The organism is Pedobacter ginsenosidimutans, from assembly GCF_001442625.1.
Lineage (GTDB): Bacteria > Bacteroidota > Bacteroidia > Sphingobacteriales > Sphingobacteriaceae > Pedobacter > Pedobacter ginsenosidimutans.
The window spans coordinates 186803-205997 of record NZ_LMZQ01000001.1 but is presented as its reverse complement, the minus strand read 5'-3'; the positions used below and the strand labels follow the sequence as shown (position 1 = coordinate 205997).

10 protein-coding genes are annotated in these 19195 nt (G+C 37.6%); 7 read left to right on the top strand and 3 right to left on the bottom strand.

The features are described from left to right. Window positions 1-190 precede the first annotated feature (190 nt). The 4 genes from ASU31_RS00770 to ASU31_RS00755 all read left to right on the top strand — a co-directional run bounded on the left by ASU31_RS00770 (window position 191) and on the right by ASU31_RS00755 (window position 7887). Window positions 191-3493 (top strand): SusC/RagA family TonB-linked outer membrane protein, encoded by a 3303-nt coding sequence (locus ASU31_RS00770; RefSeq protein WP_057930488.1) that lies wholly within the window; start codon window positions 191-193, stop codon window positions 3491-3493. Between the two features lie 27 nt (window positions 3494-3520). After that, the gene (locus ASU31_RS00765; protein ID WP_057930487.1) at window positions 3521-5260 is read left to right on the top strand and encodes a RagB/SusD family nutrient uptake outer membrane protein; all 1740 of its coding nucleotides are present in this window, start codon (window positions 3521-3523) and stop codon (window positions 5258-5260) included. Between the two features lie 112 nt (window positions 5261-5372). Further along, the gene (locus ASU31_RS00760; protein ID WP_057930486.1) at window positions 5373-6881 is read left to right on the top strand and encodes a glycoside hydrolase family 28 protein; all 1509 of its coding nucleotides are present in this window, start codon (window positions 5373-5375) and stop codon (window positions 6879-6881) included. Between the two features lie 70 nt (window positions 6882-6951). Beyond that, window positions 6952-7887, top strand: coding sequence for a glycoside hydrolase family 43 protein (locus ASU31_RS00755; protein WP_057930829.1), 936 nt, complete (start codon window positions 6952-6954; stop codon window positions 7885-7887). A gap of 74 nt (window positions 7888-7961) precedes the next feature. Here ASU31_RS00755 and ASU31_RS00750 read toward each other — a convergent pair whose 3' ends face one another. Both ASU31_RS00750 and ASU31_RS27340 read right to left on the bottom strand, forming a co-directional pair. Then, window positions 7962-9290 (bottom strand): DUF6055 domain-containing protein, encoded by a 1329-nt coding sequence (locus ASU31_RS00750; protein WP_057930485.1) that lies wholly within the window; start codon window positions 9288-9290, stop codon window positions 7962-7964. 253 nt (window positions 9291-9543) lie between these two features. Beyond that, window positions 9544-9894 (bottom strand): hypothetical protein, encoded by a 351-nt coding sequence (locus tag ASU31_RS27340; RefSeq protein WP_157257884.1) that lies wholly within the window; start codon window positions 9892-9894, stop codon window positions 9544-9546. A 490-nt stretch (window positions 9895-10384) separates the two neighbouring features. On the opposite strand from ASU31_RS27340, the gene ASU31_RS00740 reads away from it, so the two are divergent. Further along, the gene (locus tag ASU31_RS00740; RefSeq protein WP_057930483.1) at window positions 10385-11518 is read left to right on the top strand and encodes a hypothetical protein; all 1134 of its coding nucleotides are present in this window, start codon (window positions 10385-10387) and stop codon (window positions 11516-11518) included. Window positions 11519-12229: 711 nt separating this feature from the next. Then, window positions 12230-14638 carry a glycoside hydrolase family 127 protein gene (locus ASU31_RS00735; RefSeq protein ID WP_083505244.1) on the top strand — a complete coding sequence of 803 codons (2409 nt, stop codon included), beginning with the start codon at window positions 12230-12232 and terminating at the stop codon, window positions 14636-14638. Window positions 14639-14792: 154 nt separating this feature from the next. On the opposite strand, the gene ASU31_RS28080 is transcribed toward ASU31_RS00735, so the two are convergent. Further along, window positions 14793-15113, bottom strand: a complete 321-nt coding sequence (locus tag ASU31_RS28080) for a TlpA family protein disulfide reductase (RefSeq protein WP_425339027.1) — start codon at window positions 15111-15113, stop codon at window positions 14793-14795. An 840-nt stretch (window positions 15114-15953) separates the two neighbouring features. Here ASU31_RS28080 and ASU31_RS00725 point away from each other — a divergent pair. After that, window positions 15954-19190, top strand: a complete 3237-nt coding sequence (locus tag ASU31_RS00725) for a SusC/RagA family TonB-linked outer membrane protein (protein ID WP_083505222.1) — start codon at window positions 15954-15956, stop codon at window positions 19188-19190. Window positions 19191-19195 lie beyond the last annotated feature (5 nt).

Sequence of the window (19195 nt, the reverse complement as noted above, 5' to 3'; positions counted from 1 at the left end):
CCAACTTAAGCAATCTGACATCCATAAAAAGGTACAGAAGTGCTGTCACACTTCTGTACTCGAAATTTTAGCCCAAATGGAACATCAAAAAAATTGGTGAAGGGCCGTTTATTATATTTTTTTTTCAAAATACAATTACTTCGAAATTATGAATTTTTGTTTACTTCATCCGCATCTCTGGTGCAAGATTATGAAAATAACACTCAGTCAGCTTCTTATCATCATATTGATGACTGGTATCACCTTCTCTAAAACAAGCTCTGCCCAGGAAGCATTAAATAAAAAGATTAGCTTGTCTGTACGGGACAAAAATCTTAAGGAGATCTTGAAACAGCTCGAGAAAGCACACAGGGTTGAATTTATTTACAATCAAGATGTTATTCAGTCAGGTGCAAAGATCAGTGCCAACTTCAATAACCAAACCATCCGCGAAGTGCTTGATGGATTATTAAATCAATACCACATTTCCTACAAGGTTTTTAAAACGAAGGTAATCCTAATCGATGCCCAGCCGGAAACTATATCATTAAATAATCGTTTTACAGCAGCAATTGAGGTGAGCGGGAAGGTCGTTGATGAAAAAGATCTACCAATTCCTGGTGTTAGCGTAACGATTAAGGGAACAACAAGGGGTACTGTAACTGATCCTAACGGCAATTTTAAAATTTCTGTTCCCAGTTCAGGTGATATCCTGGTATTCAAATATATCGGCTACAACTCACAGGAAGTTTCTGTAAATAGTTCTAAATCACTAACCGTAAAACTTATTGCAGACAATAAATCTTTAAATGAGGTAGTTGTTGTAGGTTATGGAACCAAAAAGAAAAGTGATCTAACTGGTAGCGTCGCATCATTAAATGCTGACGAAATTATCAAATCCCGCGCTCCAAATGCGCAGGAAGCATTACAGGGACGAATGGCTGGAGTGGATGTGAAACGAAGCTCTGGGAAGCCAGGCGCTGATATGACTGTGGAAATACGCGGAGTAAATTCTATATACGGCAATACTCAGCCTCTTTATGTAGTTGATGGAATTCCTGTTTCTAATATAAACGACATCAATCCTGCAGATATTGAGCGTATGGATGTCTTAAAAGATGCATCATCAACGGCTATTTTTGGTTCCCGAGGAGCAAATGGAGTTGTAATTGTAACAACTAAAAGAGGCTCCAACGGCCAGACTAAAATTTCTTATGATGGGTATGTTGGCTTTGTAAATGCTTATAACCTGCCCGAAGTAATGACGGGCACCCAGTTTGTAGATTATGCACGGGAATTTTATAAAACTTTGGGAAGTAATGCTACTCCTGCTGTGTCATATACTGACGCCCAAATTTTCTCACCTACTGAGCTGGCAAATATTGCCAGCGGCAACTATACAGATTGGGTAAGTTTAATCAAACAGAATGGACTGCAAACCAACCATAATCTATCTATTACTGGCGGTGACCAGAAAACGATTTATTTCTTGTCAGCAGGATACCAGTTATATCAGGGTACTGTTAAGATTGAAAATACAAAAAAATATACGTTGAAGGTCGGAATGGAGAAAACTTTTAACAACGCTATAAAGGTCGGGGCGTCACTTTATGGTGCATACACTGACTTGAATCTTGGCAGCGGAGAGGCTTTCAGGAGTGCGTATCGACTTCGTCCAACTGGCAGTGCTTTAAATGCCGATGGGAGTAACCGTTTTTTTGCTTATGAGACAGAAGCACAAATTACCAATCCAGTATTTGATTTTGATAATGAGATCCGTAAGACTCAATATGTAAGGATGTTGCCCAATATTTTTGCTGAGCTGACATTTTTTAAAGATTTGAAGTTTCGTTCTTCTTTTACCCCGGATATCACTTTTCAGCGTGCAGGAACCTATACGGATACATTCTCGAAAATAGGTGCGGGAACCAGACCAAATGCGGCGACCAATAGCGCGAGCCATCTGGTAAACTACACATTCGATAATCTATTGATATATAATAAGACGATAAATGAAGCTCATAAAATTGAGATGACCTTAGGTAGCTCAATAAATTATTACCAAAGCGATAATAATTTAATTTCTGTCTCTGGGCTGCCTTACAGATCCCTATGGTATAATGTTGGTAATGTAACTACTATCAATGGAATTGCGCCAGCAACAACCGTTTCAAGTGCATATACCAAGCAGACTATCAACTCCTATTTCGCCAGGGCTAATTACACATATAAAGGAAAATATCTGTTCACCTTAACTGGTCGGGCAGATGGGAATTCAATATTTGCCGACGGAAATAAATGGGGATTTTTTCCATCTGCAGCCTTAGGTTGGGTAGCAAGTGAAGAGGATTTTATTAAAGATATTGATTTTATAAGTTTTCTGAAATTCCGTTTTAGTTATGGCAAGTCTGGTAATGCTGCGGTAAATGGTACATACTTTTATCCCTATGTCACTCAATCTGCGGTTGCAACGAGTTTTTACGACTTTAATGGAGCAACCGCGAATGGTTCAGGCGTGGTAAACCTTGCACCAAATGCGCTGACCTGGGAAAAAACAACCGAATATAATGCAGGTCTGGAATTAAACGTATTATCTAACCGCATTGCCTTGACTTTTGATTATTACAACAAAACTGCAAAAGGAACTCTACTCCCTCAGCAGATTCCTGCAGCAAATGGTTATGCAAGCGTAACTGCGAATATTGGCTCTATCCGCAATAGTGGCATTGAACTTGGACTAAATACTGTCAACATCACTGGGCGCGATTTTAAATGGACAACAAATATCAATTTCTCTAAAAACAATAACCGGATAATCGATTTGTTTGGTAATGGAGCCAACGATGTTGGAAATGCCAGATTCATTGGTGAAAAAGCCCGAGTGCTTTACAATTATAAAATTGTTGGCGTATGGCAGACTGAAGAAGCAGCTCAGGCTGCTGTATTTGGACAGAAGCCAGGTCAGTACAAATTATTGGATGTTAATAATGATGGTAAAATCACAGCTGACGACAGGGTTGTATTAGGTAGTGATATTCCAGACTGGTTTGGTGGGATAACCAATAACTTTTCTTACAAAAATTTCGACTTTGGTATTACTGTTTATACTCGTCAAGGCACCCTTCAACAGAGCACCTTTTTAGACCAGTATTTGAACGGTGATCAAAGCAGGGCTAGATTTGGTGCGTACAACCGTAGTTACTGGACACCAACAAATCCAAGCAATACCTGGGCAAATAATGCCATTGAAACTGATGCAACCAGAAGGACTATAGCTACCTATCAGAACTCTTCCTATACCAAAATCAGTAACATGACCCTTGGTTACACAGCACCGAAAGTCCTGGCGGAAAAAATAGGATTAACCAGTCTAAGGATTTATTCGACAGCATATAATCCTTTTATATGGACTAAGTTTATCGGATGGGATCCCGAAACCGCTGATTTAAGTTCCTTTGGACTGCAAGGTTTCAGAAGCAGGACTTTCATTTTTGGTGTTAATTTAACTTTATAATTCCCTAGTATCCTTAAGATATTTGATATGAAATATATAATAAACAAAATTTTGGCTGTGCTTTTTTTAGGCCTAGCCATTACCTGCACAAGTTGCAAGAAATATATTGAAGAGTCTAATCTTGGCTCAGCCACCGATCAGAACTATTATGTGACCAAACAGGGCTTTGAAGATCTGGCGCGTTCTAATTATCCAAACTTCCGTTACATAGTCGGAATGAGTTCCTTATATAATCTTGGAACAGATGTTTTTTCTTCTTACGCGACCACTGATGTTAATGCCCTGAACATGTATAATGTTTCACTTAATTCTTCATTGGTTGATGTGGACAACTACTGGAAACAGCTTTATTATGCCATCGGTGGAACCAATAATACATTATATTGGGCAACCCAGGTTCAGGGTATGGATGCAGCGACTTTGAATGCAAGAATAGGAGAATCTAAAGCATTGAGAGCATATTGCTATTACCTTCTAGTAGAAACCTTTGGTGATGTACCCTTAGTTACAAATAGAACTGTAACCGTTAGTAATTCCTTCACACGAAATCCGGAAAGTGAAGTCTATCTACAGATTATAAAAGATTTATCGGAAGCGATCGCTGTTTTGCCACTAACCACGACAGATCAGGGTAGGGTAACCAGGGGTTTTGCTCAGCATCTTCTATCTAAAGTGTATCTGACCAGAGGATATAAATCCTTTGGCTCAGGAAATGCAGACTTCAATCAAGCCGCAACTCTTGCTGAAACACTTATCAACTCAGGGACCTATTCACTTCGTCCAAACTACTCGAGTATGTTTGATCCTTCAACAGCGAACTTCCAAATAAATTCAGAGGTAATTTTTTCTGTACAATATAGCACAACAGCAGCTACAAACGCCGTTTATTTCCTTGGAAAGCCGGGATTGCCTGCTGTTGCCGGGGGTTCTGCAGCTTCAGGAACTGCTGTCGTTGGAAGTTCTCAGCAACAATATTTTCTTTGGGATGTACAAAATGTGGCTACAATTGGTCGTGCAGCGTTTTATAATAAACCCAACGCTGCACATACCGCTGTACCTGATCCTTTCTTTTTTAGCCTTTTTGATAAAGCAAGGGATAGCAGATACCTTGCGAGCGTTTGGACCGGACTTACCGCACAAACGGCAGGCAATTTAAACGGTAAGACATTTGCAGTGGGGGATACTGTGATTTTCTACCCCGATATTGCTTTTACACCTGCCCAAAAGGCAAATAGAAAATATTACGTTTTTAATCCCGATGAATATCGAAGTTCTCCGTTTACTGGAAATACAAGGACATTCCCATTATTCAAAAAATTCAGGGATCCTAATGTGACTTTTACTGATAATGGAGGAACAAGAGATACATATGTATTCCGCTTAGGAGAAACTTATCTTCTGGCAGCTGAAGCTTATCTTCAGGCAGGAAATTTGACTAAAGCACTTCAGTTCTTTAATGCAGTTCGTTCAAGAGCTGCCAAAGCAGGTGTCAACACAGCGACTGGTAACACATATGCAGCAGAAATGCAGGTGAGTGCCCTGTCATTGGATGCTATTCTTGATGAGCGTGCCCGCGAGCTTGCTGGAGAAGAATTCAGATGGTTTGAGCTTAAACGCACAGGTAAATTATTATCCAGGGTGCTTGCCTATAACGAAGAAGCGAGAGCGGCGAATAGCCTAAAATCTTTTCACCTCTTACGGCCGATACCTCAGAGCCAGATAGACTTGAATCGTGGAGCTGTCTTTGCTCAAAATCCTGGCTACTAAACCTTGTTTCGCTCCGCGCACGTTCGGTTTGATGTGCGCGGAGCGCTTTAAGTATCATAATTTGAGAACACTTTCTTTTATCTAACACCACTCAATCACTTATCCCTACTAAATGAAAAATTCAATCCTATTATGCCTTAACATATTTTTTTCATTATCACTTTTTGCTCAGAAACAATTTGATATTTTAAACTTCGGCGCAGGTATTGAAAAAGCTGATAATTCAAAATTCATACAAAACGCCATAGATAACGCTAACGCAGAAGGTGGAGGACGAGTGATTATACCTGCAGGCAATTTTATTACCGGGCCTTTGATTTTGAAAAGCAATGTAGAGCTTCATTTAGAATCTAATTCCGTACTTATGGGCATCGCTGAAAGAATGAGCTACAGCGATGGAAAAATGGCCGTAGTGAGTTCAATAAATCAGCAAAACGTTTCTATAACAGGAAAAGGTACTATCGATGGGCAGGCCCATAAGTTAATGCTCAGTATATTTCAGCGCCTCAGATCAGGAGAAATCAGCGATGATCAGTGGCTCGTCAAACGCCCCACTGAAGCGAACAGAACAAATATACTTTTTTTTAAAGGTTGTCAGAAGGTTAAAGTTAGCGGTATTACACTTAAAGATGCTGCCAGCTGGGTCCAGAATTACAAAGAATGCAATGAGGTGACCATAGACAGCATCAAGGTCCACAGTACCACATACTGGAATAATGATGGGATAGATATTGTTGATTCAAAAAATGTGGTTATCTCCAACAGCTATTTTAATGCTGCAGACGATGCCATATGCCTTAAATCAGAAACAATTAAAGGCATCTGCGAGAATATAGTGGTTGAGAATTGCGTGCTTAGGTCAAGTGCCAGTGGATTTAAAATTGGCACGGGTTCGGTTGGTGGTTTCAAAAATATTACAGTAAGAAACCTGGTTGTTTTCGATACTTATCGTTCAGCTGTTGCCATAGAGGCAGTTGATGGCGGTTTTATCGATGGAGTAAGGGTAAATAATATAAAAGCTAAAAATACCGGGAATGCAATTTTTGTCCGTTTGGGTCACAGGAATAAAGATGGAGCTTATAGTTCAGTAAAAAACATAAGTTTTGATAATTTTAACGTAGAGGTACCATCCGGTAAGCCAGATATTGGTTATCCTCTGGAAGGCCCATTGCCCAAAGTCCCGCCACACAACCTGCTACCTGCATCGATAACAGGACTTCCTGGACATTTAATTGAAAATATTACTTTGAAAAATATTGTGATAGAATACGGAGGCGGGGCTAGTAAAACGAAAGCTTTTCATAGTTTGGATTCTTTAGCTACTGTAAGTGAAAATGCCTCGGCTTATCCGGAATTTACAATGTTCGGAGAACTTCCTTCATGGGGAATGTATATTAGGCATGCCAGACGGGTAAATATTATTAATTGCAAGGTTAGCTTAAAGGGTGAAGATTTCAGACCAGCTTTATTATTTGATGATGTTTCAAAGCTAGATATAAATAACCTGTCGATCCCTTATAATGCGCCCATTCCAGCAATTGTTTATCGGAACATAAAAGATTTATCTGTCCAAGAAATGGATATTCCAAAAGTTTTGAATGCTATAGTGACCAAAGAGTAATTTCCTTAAAAGATTTTGCCTAAAGACTTTAAAGATCATAGCGGTGATCAAACATAAAACTGCCATATTTATGAAAAAGATAATTGTTCTGTTATCATTCACATTTGTATTTAATTCATTAGTAGTTGCTCAGTCCAGAAAAGAATCGAAGACGCTTTTATTCTTTTACTTCAAGGGGAATGGTGAGGATGGTTTGCATATTGCTAGCAGTAAAGATGGCATGCAATGGGCAGCTCTAGGTAATGACAGCAGTTTTTTGATGCCTATGGTTGGTAAGGATAAGCTCATGAGAGATCCATCTATAATTTATGGACCTGATGGTTTTTTTCACATGGTTTGGACGGTAAGTTGGAAAGAGCGTGGTATTGGTTATTCGCGATCAAAGGATCTGATCAACTGGTCGGAGCAGCAATATTTGCCAGTAATGGAACATGAGCAAGGTGCACAAAACTGCTGGGCTCCTGAGATAAGTTATGATTATGAGCATAAATCATATTTTATTTACTGGGCAAGTACCATTTCAGGAAGATTTAAAGAAACAGAAGTGCCTGGAGAGAAGAATCATAGGATATATTCTGTTACAACCAAGGACTTTAAATCTTTTGGTCAAACAAAACTGCTGTATAATAAAGGATTTAATGTTATCGATGCCAGTATCCAAAAGTATAAAAATGGTTATTTAATGTTTCTGAAAGATGAAACCAAATATCCCACGGCAAAGAAAAATATCCTAATTTCCTACAGTAAAAATATCGATGGGCCATATAGCGCCCCATCATTGCCTATTACGGGTAATTATTGGGCAGAGGGGCCAACTGCAGTGATGATAAAAGGAAGATGGACTGTCTATTTTGATAAATATGAAGCGCATAAATATGGTGCTGTCGTCTCCAACGACCTTAAGAATTGGGAAGACGTTTCCGATAAACTAAACATGCCAGAAGGTGCTAGGCATGGCAGTGTAATATGGGTAAATGATTCAATAGTGAAAAAACTTGTCAGATAAATACTCTATCAATTTACCTCTTTAATGATCTATTCATTCTGTTTCGGATTAGATGAAATTTATTTTTGTCAGAATTAAATCTTTGGTGATGTATTGCTAAAATTCACTTTGTAATTGAATTTTGGTATTTCAATTTGTGAGGTCCCCCACACATGATTGTAGTGAGTTACAGGTGCGCCGGTAACGACAAACCATAGCTTTACACTGCTAGCTGGAACAGTAAAGCTGACTGTACCCATATCGGTTTTACCCAAGGTTCCATATGTTGGTATGTTTGCGGCATCTAAGCTTACAAATCCATATCGCCAACCTTGAAATGACTTATACTTTGTGTTATCTAGTCCAGTAAAACTAACAGACACCTGGTTGCTGCTTGTTGGCATATTTAGTTCAAATGCATTGAATCCATAAGGTTCTGGGGCAACCGTTGGGTCTACAATATAGCTATTATCGGTAGTGCTCTTAATAAGTTTCGTCGTTAAACGAGCATTTGTCCGGGTTGCAGCTGATCTCACATACTCGCCATTTGGCAGATCCCAGCTTACACAGCGCATGGCATAGTCTGCAATCTCGTCATTTAATCCAGGTTGGTCTATCCCCGCAATTCTTTTATAGGTTTGCAAAGGATGCTCTGGTTTAATTGCGCCACGCCATAGCTTTCCAATAAAGTCTGCCCCCCGTTTTAATTTCCAGTACTCCTGTAAGTGGAAGGATTGGTAGCGGATTTCTTCATTTGAAAAATTACGGTATGAATTATCTGTAAAAAATTTCAGGTCATCGAGTTGACTTGCAGGGTAAATCTGCCGAGCCATATACTGGGCACATTGCTCCCAAAATGAACCAACATAATTTTGATCCCTAAAACCATACATCCCATCACATGCCACCTGATATTGAAAGCAATGGCCCAGCTCATGCGCCAATACGGCGTCTATATTGAGTGCCCTGGGCGTAACCCATAATGCGCCTATAATGTTATCCCATCCTGATCCTGCAGCAACCCAATCCTTGCTATAAACCACCTGTATCATCATTCGCAATGAATCCGTTCGGGTATTTAATCCCGTAAATTTTAAAGTATTACGGTAAGTTTCATATATCCGCTCAGCTTTCTGCAAGATTACTTCCTTATTGAAACGCATACTGGCATCAGTTGCTTTCGATGGATCATCTCCGAAACCTTTCTGCCAGAATACAACAACGTTGGCTGACTTGGCACTGCGGAGATTACTCCATTCACTGTCATTATTATTTAGGTCAATTTTTTTCCATTCATTTGGTAGGTAAACTTTTTTCTCAGCTACAGGTTTGGCCTGATCTCCAGCGACTTTATTCTCAGATTTTTTGCAGGAAATAATAAATATTAATATTATTGATAATGCTGTAAAAAGGCCTCTTTTCATTTTAGTTCGATTAAAGTATATGTTATCTAACCCAGGATGTCTGAATTTTAGTATGCCAGATTTCAATAGTATTAATTATATGTTAGTATAGTATTGCCCCATTAAAAATAATACAGCATTTTACCTGTCAATATACCGCTGATATGATTATCAAAAGGTTTTATTCTAGCGGTCAAAATTGTAAATAGCCCAAAATCAATATTATGTTATAGTTGTAATTCAAGATCCACTAGGAATTAACCTGAGTTGCTGTTTAGGCACTCAAAAGTATTTTTCTGCGCAAAAAGAAAGTTCCGATAGCTCCAGAAATTAAAAGTAGATATACTACGTAGCTATCCAATCCACACTGGACTAGGCTAAATGTAACGTATTCCCCATAAACGCTGGCAGCATTACCTACCGTAGTACCTGGCTTCGGGGCATAGGTAATGTAACATGTACCTACAACAGATCTGGTCGCACAATAAACTCCTGAAAGTCTAAGATATCTATCACTTTCTTCATCCAGTAAGTAATTTGGAACAGCTGGTGTGCCATAAGTTCCTTGCTGGTCTGTATATAACCAACCGGCAGGGGAGTGACAGGCATTTGATTGAGCCTTCAATTGACAGAAGCAAATACTTAGTTGAGAAAATAGCAGAAAGAATTTCATTTTAAACACTGGGGTTGTTTGAATACGTTCAAAAGTAAAACAAAATACAGGTATTAGAAGGAATGACATTTTCACTATGTGACATGCCTTAATATGAATTTCCCCTCTCAAGCAATAAATAAGAAGATTATCTTGATGAACCATAAATTTACTCCCCTAAAATCAATGGATTTGACACCTAAATTCCTTCTCTGTTTTGCATTGATTTGCGGTCATCAAATCAATCGAAATATATTCTATAATTCTGTTAGCTAATGAGAGATTCCCAAGGTGTTAATCTGATTTCGTTTGTAACTAACATTGTCTTGAGCAACAGTTTTATCTGCTTTATTGACGAAGATGTCGGGCATTTCCTGTTGCTCTACAATCCATACTGAGAAATGATTTAATAATTATCCTGTATTTAAAGGCGCTCCCCTATATATTCCCTATCCTTAAGTTTATGCCAGATACTGAAAAATTAATTTTTGATTTTACACAAGCCTTCGATACTAAACCTGAAATTTTTAAAACACCATTAACCGTACATCTATTTGGAGGACATTGTGACCAGTTTGAAGGAAAGTCTATTTCTGTTAATATTGATTCCTATTTTAATATTGCGATATCACCAAGGAGTGATTATAAAGTAAAAGTTTTCATGAACAAGGAGAACTTTGAAACTGGTATATTTGATCTTGGAATTGCGGTTGACCCTTGGCAATCCTGTATTGAGAATGTTATTGGAACTTTACTGGGTAGAGGTTTATCATTATTTGGCTTCAATATGATGATTTTAGCATCAGATGAATGCTTAATAAATCATTCATTCCTTACCGCTTTAGCCTGCTCTTTAATTTTAGCTGTAAATAAGATGTTTACTATTGGCTTAAGTCGTCTAAAGATGATTAACATTTTCTTGAGATCAAACAATTATCCCTTCGTCAAGATTTGCCAAGCGCCTACAATGTACTTATGTCTTCTGGGTAAAAAGGGACATTGTCTATTCATAGATCAAAAGACCCAGCATTTTGAATTTTTGCCTCTAAGGATGACTGGCTTGTCTTTTCTACTTTTTGATGCGAACCCGGAGCGCAGTCACCTATTGGAAAAATTTCGGAAACTGAATAATGATTCGTTAACAGCGTTTAACCTGGTAAAAAGTTTTGTGTTAAATCTCCAGCGCTTAGCTGATATCAACACCAAAATGTTGCATAAATATGTTTTGCCGGAATCTCCTTCAGCTTTCCAAAGCGTAAAATTTTTACTTCTTGAGAATGATAGAACGATTGAGGCTGTAAATTACATAAAGGCGAAGCGATTCGACTTATTTGCACAGGAACTTATCAGAAGTCATGATGACCTAATTAGCTACTCAGAAATTGAGGATGCGTGCTTTAAAGGCGTAATTGCGGAAGCTAGAAAATCAAAGATGATATCTGGCTATAAAATGCTTCAAAATGGTTTCCTTTGTTTGATCTCGGATAACAATAATTATAAATGGTCGAATCGTGCATTTCAAACCCATGTTTGGTTAACCGGTAGAGAACCCTCTATCCGCAAGATGAATATTGTGTCTGGAATAGAATCCTTTTAATCATAAATCTCAAAAGTAGAAGAATTTAATATTTATTGTATAATACCTGACAATTATTGCTCTTCCCTTATTCAAGTGTCATTGTAATATATTGTGGTACTTTTTAAATATGCTAATGAATTGTAAGGGTAGGTAGAATCTGATATTTCATAACACATACAATCATGCAGATAATGATTTAGATTTGATGTAATTTTATTTGCAAATGAATTTTCTGGAGTAGGTATCTTATGATAGTCAAATGGTCAAAATATTCATTTCGAATTAGCTGTTCTCAAAATAGTATTCGAGATAGTGGATTTGGCTGTCTTCAATGTAAGCCGTATCCATCAAAGTTTATGCGCATCAAATTTGAAAAATGCTAATTGGATTATTTTGAATAAAAATATCACCTAAAATATCTTGACTAACAATATTTTGGAGAAAACGATGCTATTAATGTTCTGCACTGTTGGCATCCGTAAACTTAACTAGTTGAAATAAGCAAAAACTTAATGATTAACCCTGTTTAAGTCTCGATCTGTCCCCTATGATTGTATAAAAGAAATGGTTATTTTGTGATATGAATCACTAAATCCAAATAATCCGAAATTATAAAAACACTAACAAATTTATCGTTATTCAAAAGGGTCGGATGCGCTAGAGAGAATAAGTTTTAGAATTAATCGCAGTATAATTTATTGCGTTAGAAATATTTAAATAAAAATGTGGATGAACTCAATTAAAAATTATTATTCAATTACCTTCAGATTAAACAATTTTCATTTGGATACAAAGTCCTGTCTTTTATTTGTTTTTTTATCTTTCTTTTCTTCCGCTGTAATTAGTCAGGATAAATTAAAGGGCTACAAGTTTCAAGAGGTAAGTTTACTTGAAAGCGCGTTTGAAAAAGCCCAGTTAACTGATAAAAATTATATGTTATCATTGGATGCAGACAGACTGCTCTCACCCTATATTAGGGAATCTGGTTTAATTCCAAAGGCAACTTCATATGGAAACTGGGAAAATACGGGCCTTGATGGGCATACATGTGGTCATTATGTTTCGGCACTTTCATTTATGTACGCATCAACACGAGACATCAGGTTGAAAAAGAAATTGGACTATGTAATTGATGAGCTTGAAAGATGTCAGATAAAAAATGGCGACGGTTATCTCTCAGGCATTCCTGGAGGAAAGGAAATGTGGAACCAAATACGAAATGGTAACATCAAAGCATCCAGTTCATCCCTTAATGGCAAATGGGTTCCCCTATACAATATTCATAAAATATATTCCGGCCTTTATGATGCATACGAAATCGCAGGCAATTTAAAGGCGAAGAAAATGCTCATCAGCCTAACTGATTGGTGTATAAATTTGGTATCCAAATTGACAGACCAGCAAATTCAAACAATGTTAAAAAGTGAATATGGCGGACTTAATGAAGTGTTTGCAAATGTGTATTCACTCACCAGCGATGAAAAATACTTAAAACTTGCTTTACAATTCTCCGATCAGTCTATTCTTAAACCACTGGAAGATAAAAAAGATGCGCTCAATGGTTTACATGCAAATACTCAGATTCCTAAAGTTATCGGCTTCCAGCAGATTGCATCAGTATCCAACAATAACGAGCTATCAAGAGCAGCTGAATTTTTTTGGGAAACCGTGGTTGAACACCGAAGTGTAAGTATAGGTGGGAACAGCGTGCGTGAACATTTCAATCCCTCAAAGGATTTTTCCTTGATGCTTGAGTCCCGCGAAGGTCCGGAAACTTGCAATTCATATAATATGCTCAAACTAACAAAGCAGCTCTTCTTGCAGGAACCTTCAAGTAAGTACATTGATTATTATGAAAGAACTTTATATAATCATATTTTAACATCCCAAAGAAGTGAGGGTGGCTTCGTTTATTTTACCCCAATGAGGCCTGGTCACTATCGTACCTATTCCAGAAATCAGGAAAGTTTTTGGTGTTGTGTAGGTTCTGGTTTGGAAAATCATGGTAAATACGGAGAATTGATTTACGCACATAACTCGCTTGGAGATATCTACGTTAACTTGTTCATTCCTTCAAAATTGGATTGGAAAGAAAAAGGAGTTGCGTTAATTCAGCAAAACAATTTTCCTCAGCAGGATTTTACCACCATAAAGCTAAAGCTGAATAATAAAAAGAAATTTGCTTTGAATATCCGTAAACCATCCTGGGTTACAAATGGCAAAATTTCTATTTTGGTCAATGGTGAGAATATTGATGTAAAAGATCTCGGTAATGGTTATGTTAGTGTAGACCGTCTATGGTCTACAGAGGATCTGGTTAAGGTGATATTACCAATGCATAGCTCCGCTGAATTTATTCCTGATGGTTCAGACTGGGTTTCTTTTTTACATGGCCCCGTTGTGTTGGCCGCTGAGATGGATACGCTAAGCCAGTCAAACTTAACTGCCGATGGAAGCAGAATGGGGCATATTGCATCTGGCCAGCTTTTACCTATAAATCAAGTTCCCTTAATCAGCGGAAATAAATCAGAACTTGCTGCAAAGTTAATACCGACAAGTAATACACCATTATCATTTACTGCAGATGCAATTATTGCGCAACAGAAGTATAAAAAAATGAAATTGGTCCCTTTTTACAGTCTTTCAGAAAAGCGATATGTAATTTATTTTCCATATTCAACGTTAGAAAATCTTCCGGAGAAGTCAAAGGCCGTTGAGCGTGCCGAAATGGAGAAAATGAAACTTGAGCAGGAGACTGTTGATTTGGTGAACACTGGTGAACAACAACCTGAATCTGACCATAATTTCAAAGGCGAAAAAACAGAAAATGGTATTTTCAGGGAAAATCATTTCCGAACCGGCTCAGGATGGTTTAGTTATCAGCTAAATAATAAAGATCTTAGTGCACGAAAAGTACAAGTACTTTTATATGGTGCTGAAAAGAACAGAAACTTTGATGTGCTCATTAATGATGTGTTAATCGAAACCGTTAGATTAAACGGGGAGAAAGGAGATATATATTTCACCAGGGATTTTTTGATACCGGCCCAGTTATTAAATAAAAATATTGTAGTCAAATTTCAGACTATAGATGGTACTAAAATTGGAAATATCTTTCAGGTTCGGCTAATGAAATAAATAAGCATTGGCATTCTGGAAGTTAAAATATTATTTTGACCGTCTGTCCACCTCCTTTATAGCGTATATTCGATACTCGTTTTTCATAGGCTTATTGAATGTATTATTATAAAAATTAGTTATACATTTTATAAGTATTTATTTATTATTTTACTTAGTTCGGCACTTGACGGTCCGGTGCATTCTCATGTACCGATTTCCCATTTTTATCAAATAACAAGTAGCGAGGTATGGTCTTGAATTGTATTAGCTTCAAAATGCCCGACTCTTTTGGGTTTAGGAGTAAAAAACTATAGGTGTTGGAATCTAGGTCTTCTTCTTTGGATGCTTTCTCGCAACTATCGAATTTTTCGTCTATAGATAAATAGACGAAACTAACCCTTTTACCTGAAAATTGTTTGGCTAATTGACGAGAGGCAGGCATAGATTCCCTACATGGCACACACCAACTAGTCCATAAATAAACATATACAATCTCTGAGTTTATAAGTTATTGATCTTGGTTAGATTAACAGCTAAGGGACTTTATTCCTAAATTAACATTGAATGACTTTATGCTAGCTCTAAATCATTTATAAAATCCAATGTCATTAATTTTTGCATCATATATTAAAATGCATTTGTCCGATGAACTTAAATATGTACACTGAAATCTCGGTATCAACTTTTACCTCTATTACCATTCAAACTTTATTAAAATAATTATTGCTAAGCAAATCTCCAGCATTGTATTGATAATCAAAAAGATATGTTTTGTTTAAAAATCGTATACGAAATCACCATAGCTGAAAAATTTTAAAGTGGAACTTCTATCGAAATATTCCCGAATTAAATTGATAGAATAAATTCAAAATTTCCAACAGTCGTCCTTATTCAAGAAAATTGTCTTTTTTATCGCTCATTTTAGAAAGATATGTCCCTCATTTGGTTAGGTCTATAACAGTAGTTTTGATCCAAACCAGATAACTTTTATGAGAAAAAACGCTAACACAGGAATCACTCTGTTCGATTCAAGAACACTTTTAATCCAATTAATTAACCATTTAACCAGAATTACTCCCTTTTCATTTTGGAAAGCCTCTGATCAAATTAAACCTCTTTCTATTCATCGCCTGAGCCTTTGCTACTTGCCAGTTCCTCAGTTGAGTTCTAGTTTTATGTTATTGTCAAAAGCTTGATTTCTAAGCTTACCGTAGATCTTTTATACATAACTGATCAGCTATCTAAACTCAGATTAAGTGGCCGTGTCTCAGGAAGCAATTCTGTTGGACAAACATGCCTTAAAATATGCAAGTATTTAAAACATTCAAAAAAAATGACGAATAGATCTTATATTAATCGTAGGCTCAGCCCTACAATACTTTTAAAAAGTATAATTAAAATTCTTGGTATCGCCTATCTTATTTTAAACGCTTTACCAGCTATCGCACAGACAGAAGTAACCATTACCGGTGTCGTTCGAGATACCATAGGAGGTATCCCCGGCGCAAATGTTAACGTGTTAGGTACTGTAAGGGGATCATTTACAGATAATGACGGGAGATATAAATTAAAAGTCCCAAAAAATGCAAAAATTGTTATAACCAGTGTATCCTATCAGAAACTTATTTTAAACGTAGCCGACTACAGGCCAAACAGTGAGGGGATATATATCATCGATGCGCTGATGAAACCAGATAACAAAGATCTTGAAGAGGTTACAATCACAGGATTTGGTGCACAGCAAAAGAAAGCAAGTTTAGTCAGCTCGATTACTAGTGTTAATGTGAAAGACCTTAGGACGCCCTCATCGAATTTAACCAACGCCATTGCTGGAAAGGTTGCAGGTATAATAGCCTTTCAGCAAAGTGGAGAACCAGGTCTTGGAACGGACAACTCAACATTCTACATCAGGGGGCTTTCCACTTTTGGTACTGGTAAAAGAGACCCTTTAATACTGATCGATGGAATTGAATCTTCTCCAAATGATATGGCAAGGTTACAGCCAGATGATATCTCAGATTTTTCAGTATTGAAAGATGCAGCTGCTAGTTCTATATATGGGGCAAGAGGGGCAAATGGAGTTGTTTTGATAAATACAAAGTTAGGGCAGGAAGGTACGACCAGGTTTAGCTTTAGGGCAGAAAATCGCGTATCAACAAACACCAGAAATTTTCAGCTTGCAGATAATATTACCTATATGGAGCTCGCTAATGAAGCCTCAGTCACCAGAACGCCACTGGGTATCCCACCTTACACCCAGAATAAGATCAATCATACCAGAGCTGGCGATGACCAGTATTTATATCCAAACAATAATTGGATAAAGCAGCTCATAAAAGATTATACCATTAACCAGGGTTTCAATCTTAACATAGGCGGAGGTACAAATAAGGCCCGTTATTACATTGCGGGAACATTTAATAGGGATAATGGTGTATTAAGAGTTGATCCCATTAACAATTTTAACAGCAACATCAAACTCAACAATTACGCAGTGAGGTCAAACATCGACCTGAATCTAACAAAATCGACTGTCTTGTTATTAAGGGTTTACGGACAGTTCGATGATTACAATGGGCCAATAGGAGGTGGTTCTACTACTTTTAGCAATGCCCTGCGCTCAAATCCTGTAATGTTTCCTGCAGTCTATCCTCAAGAAAAGCTCCCTTACATCGAACATCCGCTATTTGGTAGTGCAAGGACAATCAATACGGGTGCAGCAGAAACCAATACCCTCTTTGTAAATCCATATGCCGAGATGGTTAAGGGATATCAAACTTATAAAACTTCAAATCTAAATCCTCAAATCGAATTAAAGCAGGATTTAAACGGTTTAACACAAGGCCTAAGCGCAAGAATGATGTCCTACGTGAAGCGAACATCTTATCTTGCCTTGAACAGATTTTACAATCCGTTTTATTATTCTTCGACCATCGATCCCACTACAGGAACATATTCGATAAATGTATTGAATGATGGGTCAGCGAGTTCTGTTGGAACTGTAGGGACAGAATACCTCAACTACAATGAGGGAGAAAAACTTGTTGATTCCAGGTTCTGGATTGAAGGATCCGTTAATTATAACAGGACTTTTTCGAAAAAACATGCTGTTGGAGGAATGTTGGTTACTTATTTCTCAAGCTATGAAACAGGTAATGCAGGATCGTTGATTCGATCGCTTCCCAGTAGAAACAATGGGGTGTCAGGTAGGTTCTCTTACGGATATGATGACAGATATTTAGCAGAATTCAATTTCGGGTTCAATGGATCTGAACGCTTTTCCGAGCAGAACAGATTTGGATTTTTTCCATCAGGAGGTATCGCTTACAGGGTTTCAAATGAGAAATTTTTTGAACAATTTAAAAGAGTTGTGACAAATCTGAAGCTCCGTGCGACCTACGGTGTGGTTGGAAATGATCAGATAGGAGAGGTCGCTGACAGATTTTTATACCTGTCTAATGTAAATATGAATGACGGTGGCTTTGGATCCTCGTTCGGTAGAAATGATGGAGTGGGGACTTACAATCGTAACGGGGTATCTATATCAAGATATGCAAACAACAACATTACCTGGGAAAAGTCTGAGCAATTAAATTTAGGTATGGACTTGGGAATTGCTAATTCATTTGAACTCATCGTTGATGTTTTTAAACAAAAACGATCTCAGATTTTACAGCCTATTACTTATCTTGACAATGCAGCCGGATTGATGGCAATACCAATGGCTAATTCCGGAAAACTCGAATCCCAGGGAATAGACCTATCCGCGAATTACCGTAAATCTCTGGGAAAGGATCTTAGCGTCGAAATGCGCGGGACTTTGACCTATGCAACAAGTAAAGTTTTAAAAATTGATGAGTTATCCTATCCTCAAAACATAAGTTATCTATCTAAAGCTGGCTACTCCGCAAGTCAGCAATGGGGTTATATTGCAGAAAGATTATTCTTAGATGAAGCGGACGTGGCAAATTCGCCAACACAATTTGGCGATAATGGACTATTGGCGGGAGATATCAAATACAGAGATATAAATGGTGATGGGGTTGTTACCACCGATGATCGTGTAGCACTCGGTTATCCTTCTCAGCCTGAAATAATATACGGATTTGGATCCTCTATACGTTTTAAAAAATTTGACCTAAACTTTTATTTTCAGGGTTCTGCACGTTCTTCTTTTTTCATAAATCCTACAGCCATTCAGCCTTTCTTTTTAGACGGTGGTTATCAAACAGGATTGCTACAAGCCATAGCGGATGATCACTGGTCAGAAGACAATAGAAATCTTTATGCCTTTTGGCCACGTTTAAGTACATGGCGTGTTGCCCCGAATAATTTGCCGTCTACCTGGTGGATGCGTAACGGTAGTTTCATAAGGTTGAAAAATGTTGATCTGGGGTACAACTTTACAAATCTTCGAAAACTTAAAGTAAGAAGCGCAAGGATTTATTTTTCTGCAATCAACCTTTTTACCTTCAGTAATTTCAAACTATGGGACGTAGAAATGGGTGGCAATGGTCTGGGTTACCCAATCCAATCAGTATATAACCTTGGTATTTCAATTAATCTATAATAATA

What these genes read in the sequence shown, in the direction of transcription:
- ASU31_RS00770 (WP_057930488.1), top strand. Translation starts at nt 191, where the DNA reads ATGAAAATAACACTCAGTCAGCTTCTTATCATCATATTGATGACTGGT.
- ASU31_RS00765 (WP_057930487.1), top strand. Translation starts at nt 3,521, where the DNA reads ATGAAATATATAATAAACAAAATTTTGGCTGTGCTTTTTTTAGGCCTA.
- ASU31_RS00760 (WP_057930486.1), top strand. Translation starts at nt 5,373, where the DNA reads ATGAAAAATTCAATCCTATTATGCCTTAACATATTTTTTTCATTATCA.
- ASU31_RS00755 (WP_057930829.1), top strand. Translation starts at nt 6,952, where the DNA reads ATGAAAAAGATAATTGTTCTGTTATCATTCACATTTGTATTTAATTCA.
- ASU31_RS00750 (WP_057930485.1), bottom strand. Translation starts at nt 9,290, where the DNA reads ATGAAAAGAGGCCTTTTTACAGCATTATCAATAATATTAATATTTATT.
- ASU31_RS00740 (WP_057930483.1), top strand. Translation starts at nt 10,385, where the DNA reads ATGCCAGATACTGAAAAATTAATTTTTGATTTTACACAAGCCTTCGAT.
- ASU31_RS00735 (WP_083505244.1), top strand. Translation starts at nt 12,230, where the DNA reads ATGAACTCAATTAAAAATTATTATTCAATTACCTTCAGATTAAACAAT.
- ASU31_RS00725 (WP_083505222.1), top strand. Translation starts at nt 15,954, where the DNA reads ATGACGAATAGATCTTATATTAATCGTAGGCTCAGCCCTACAATACTT.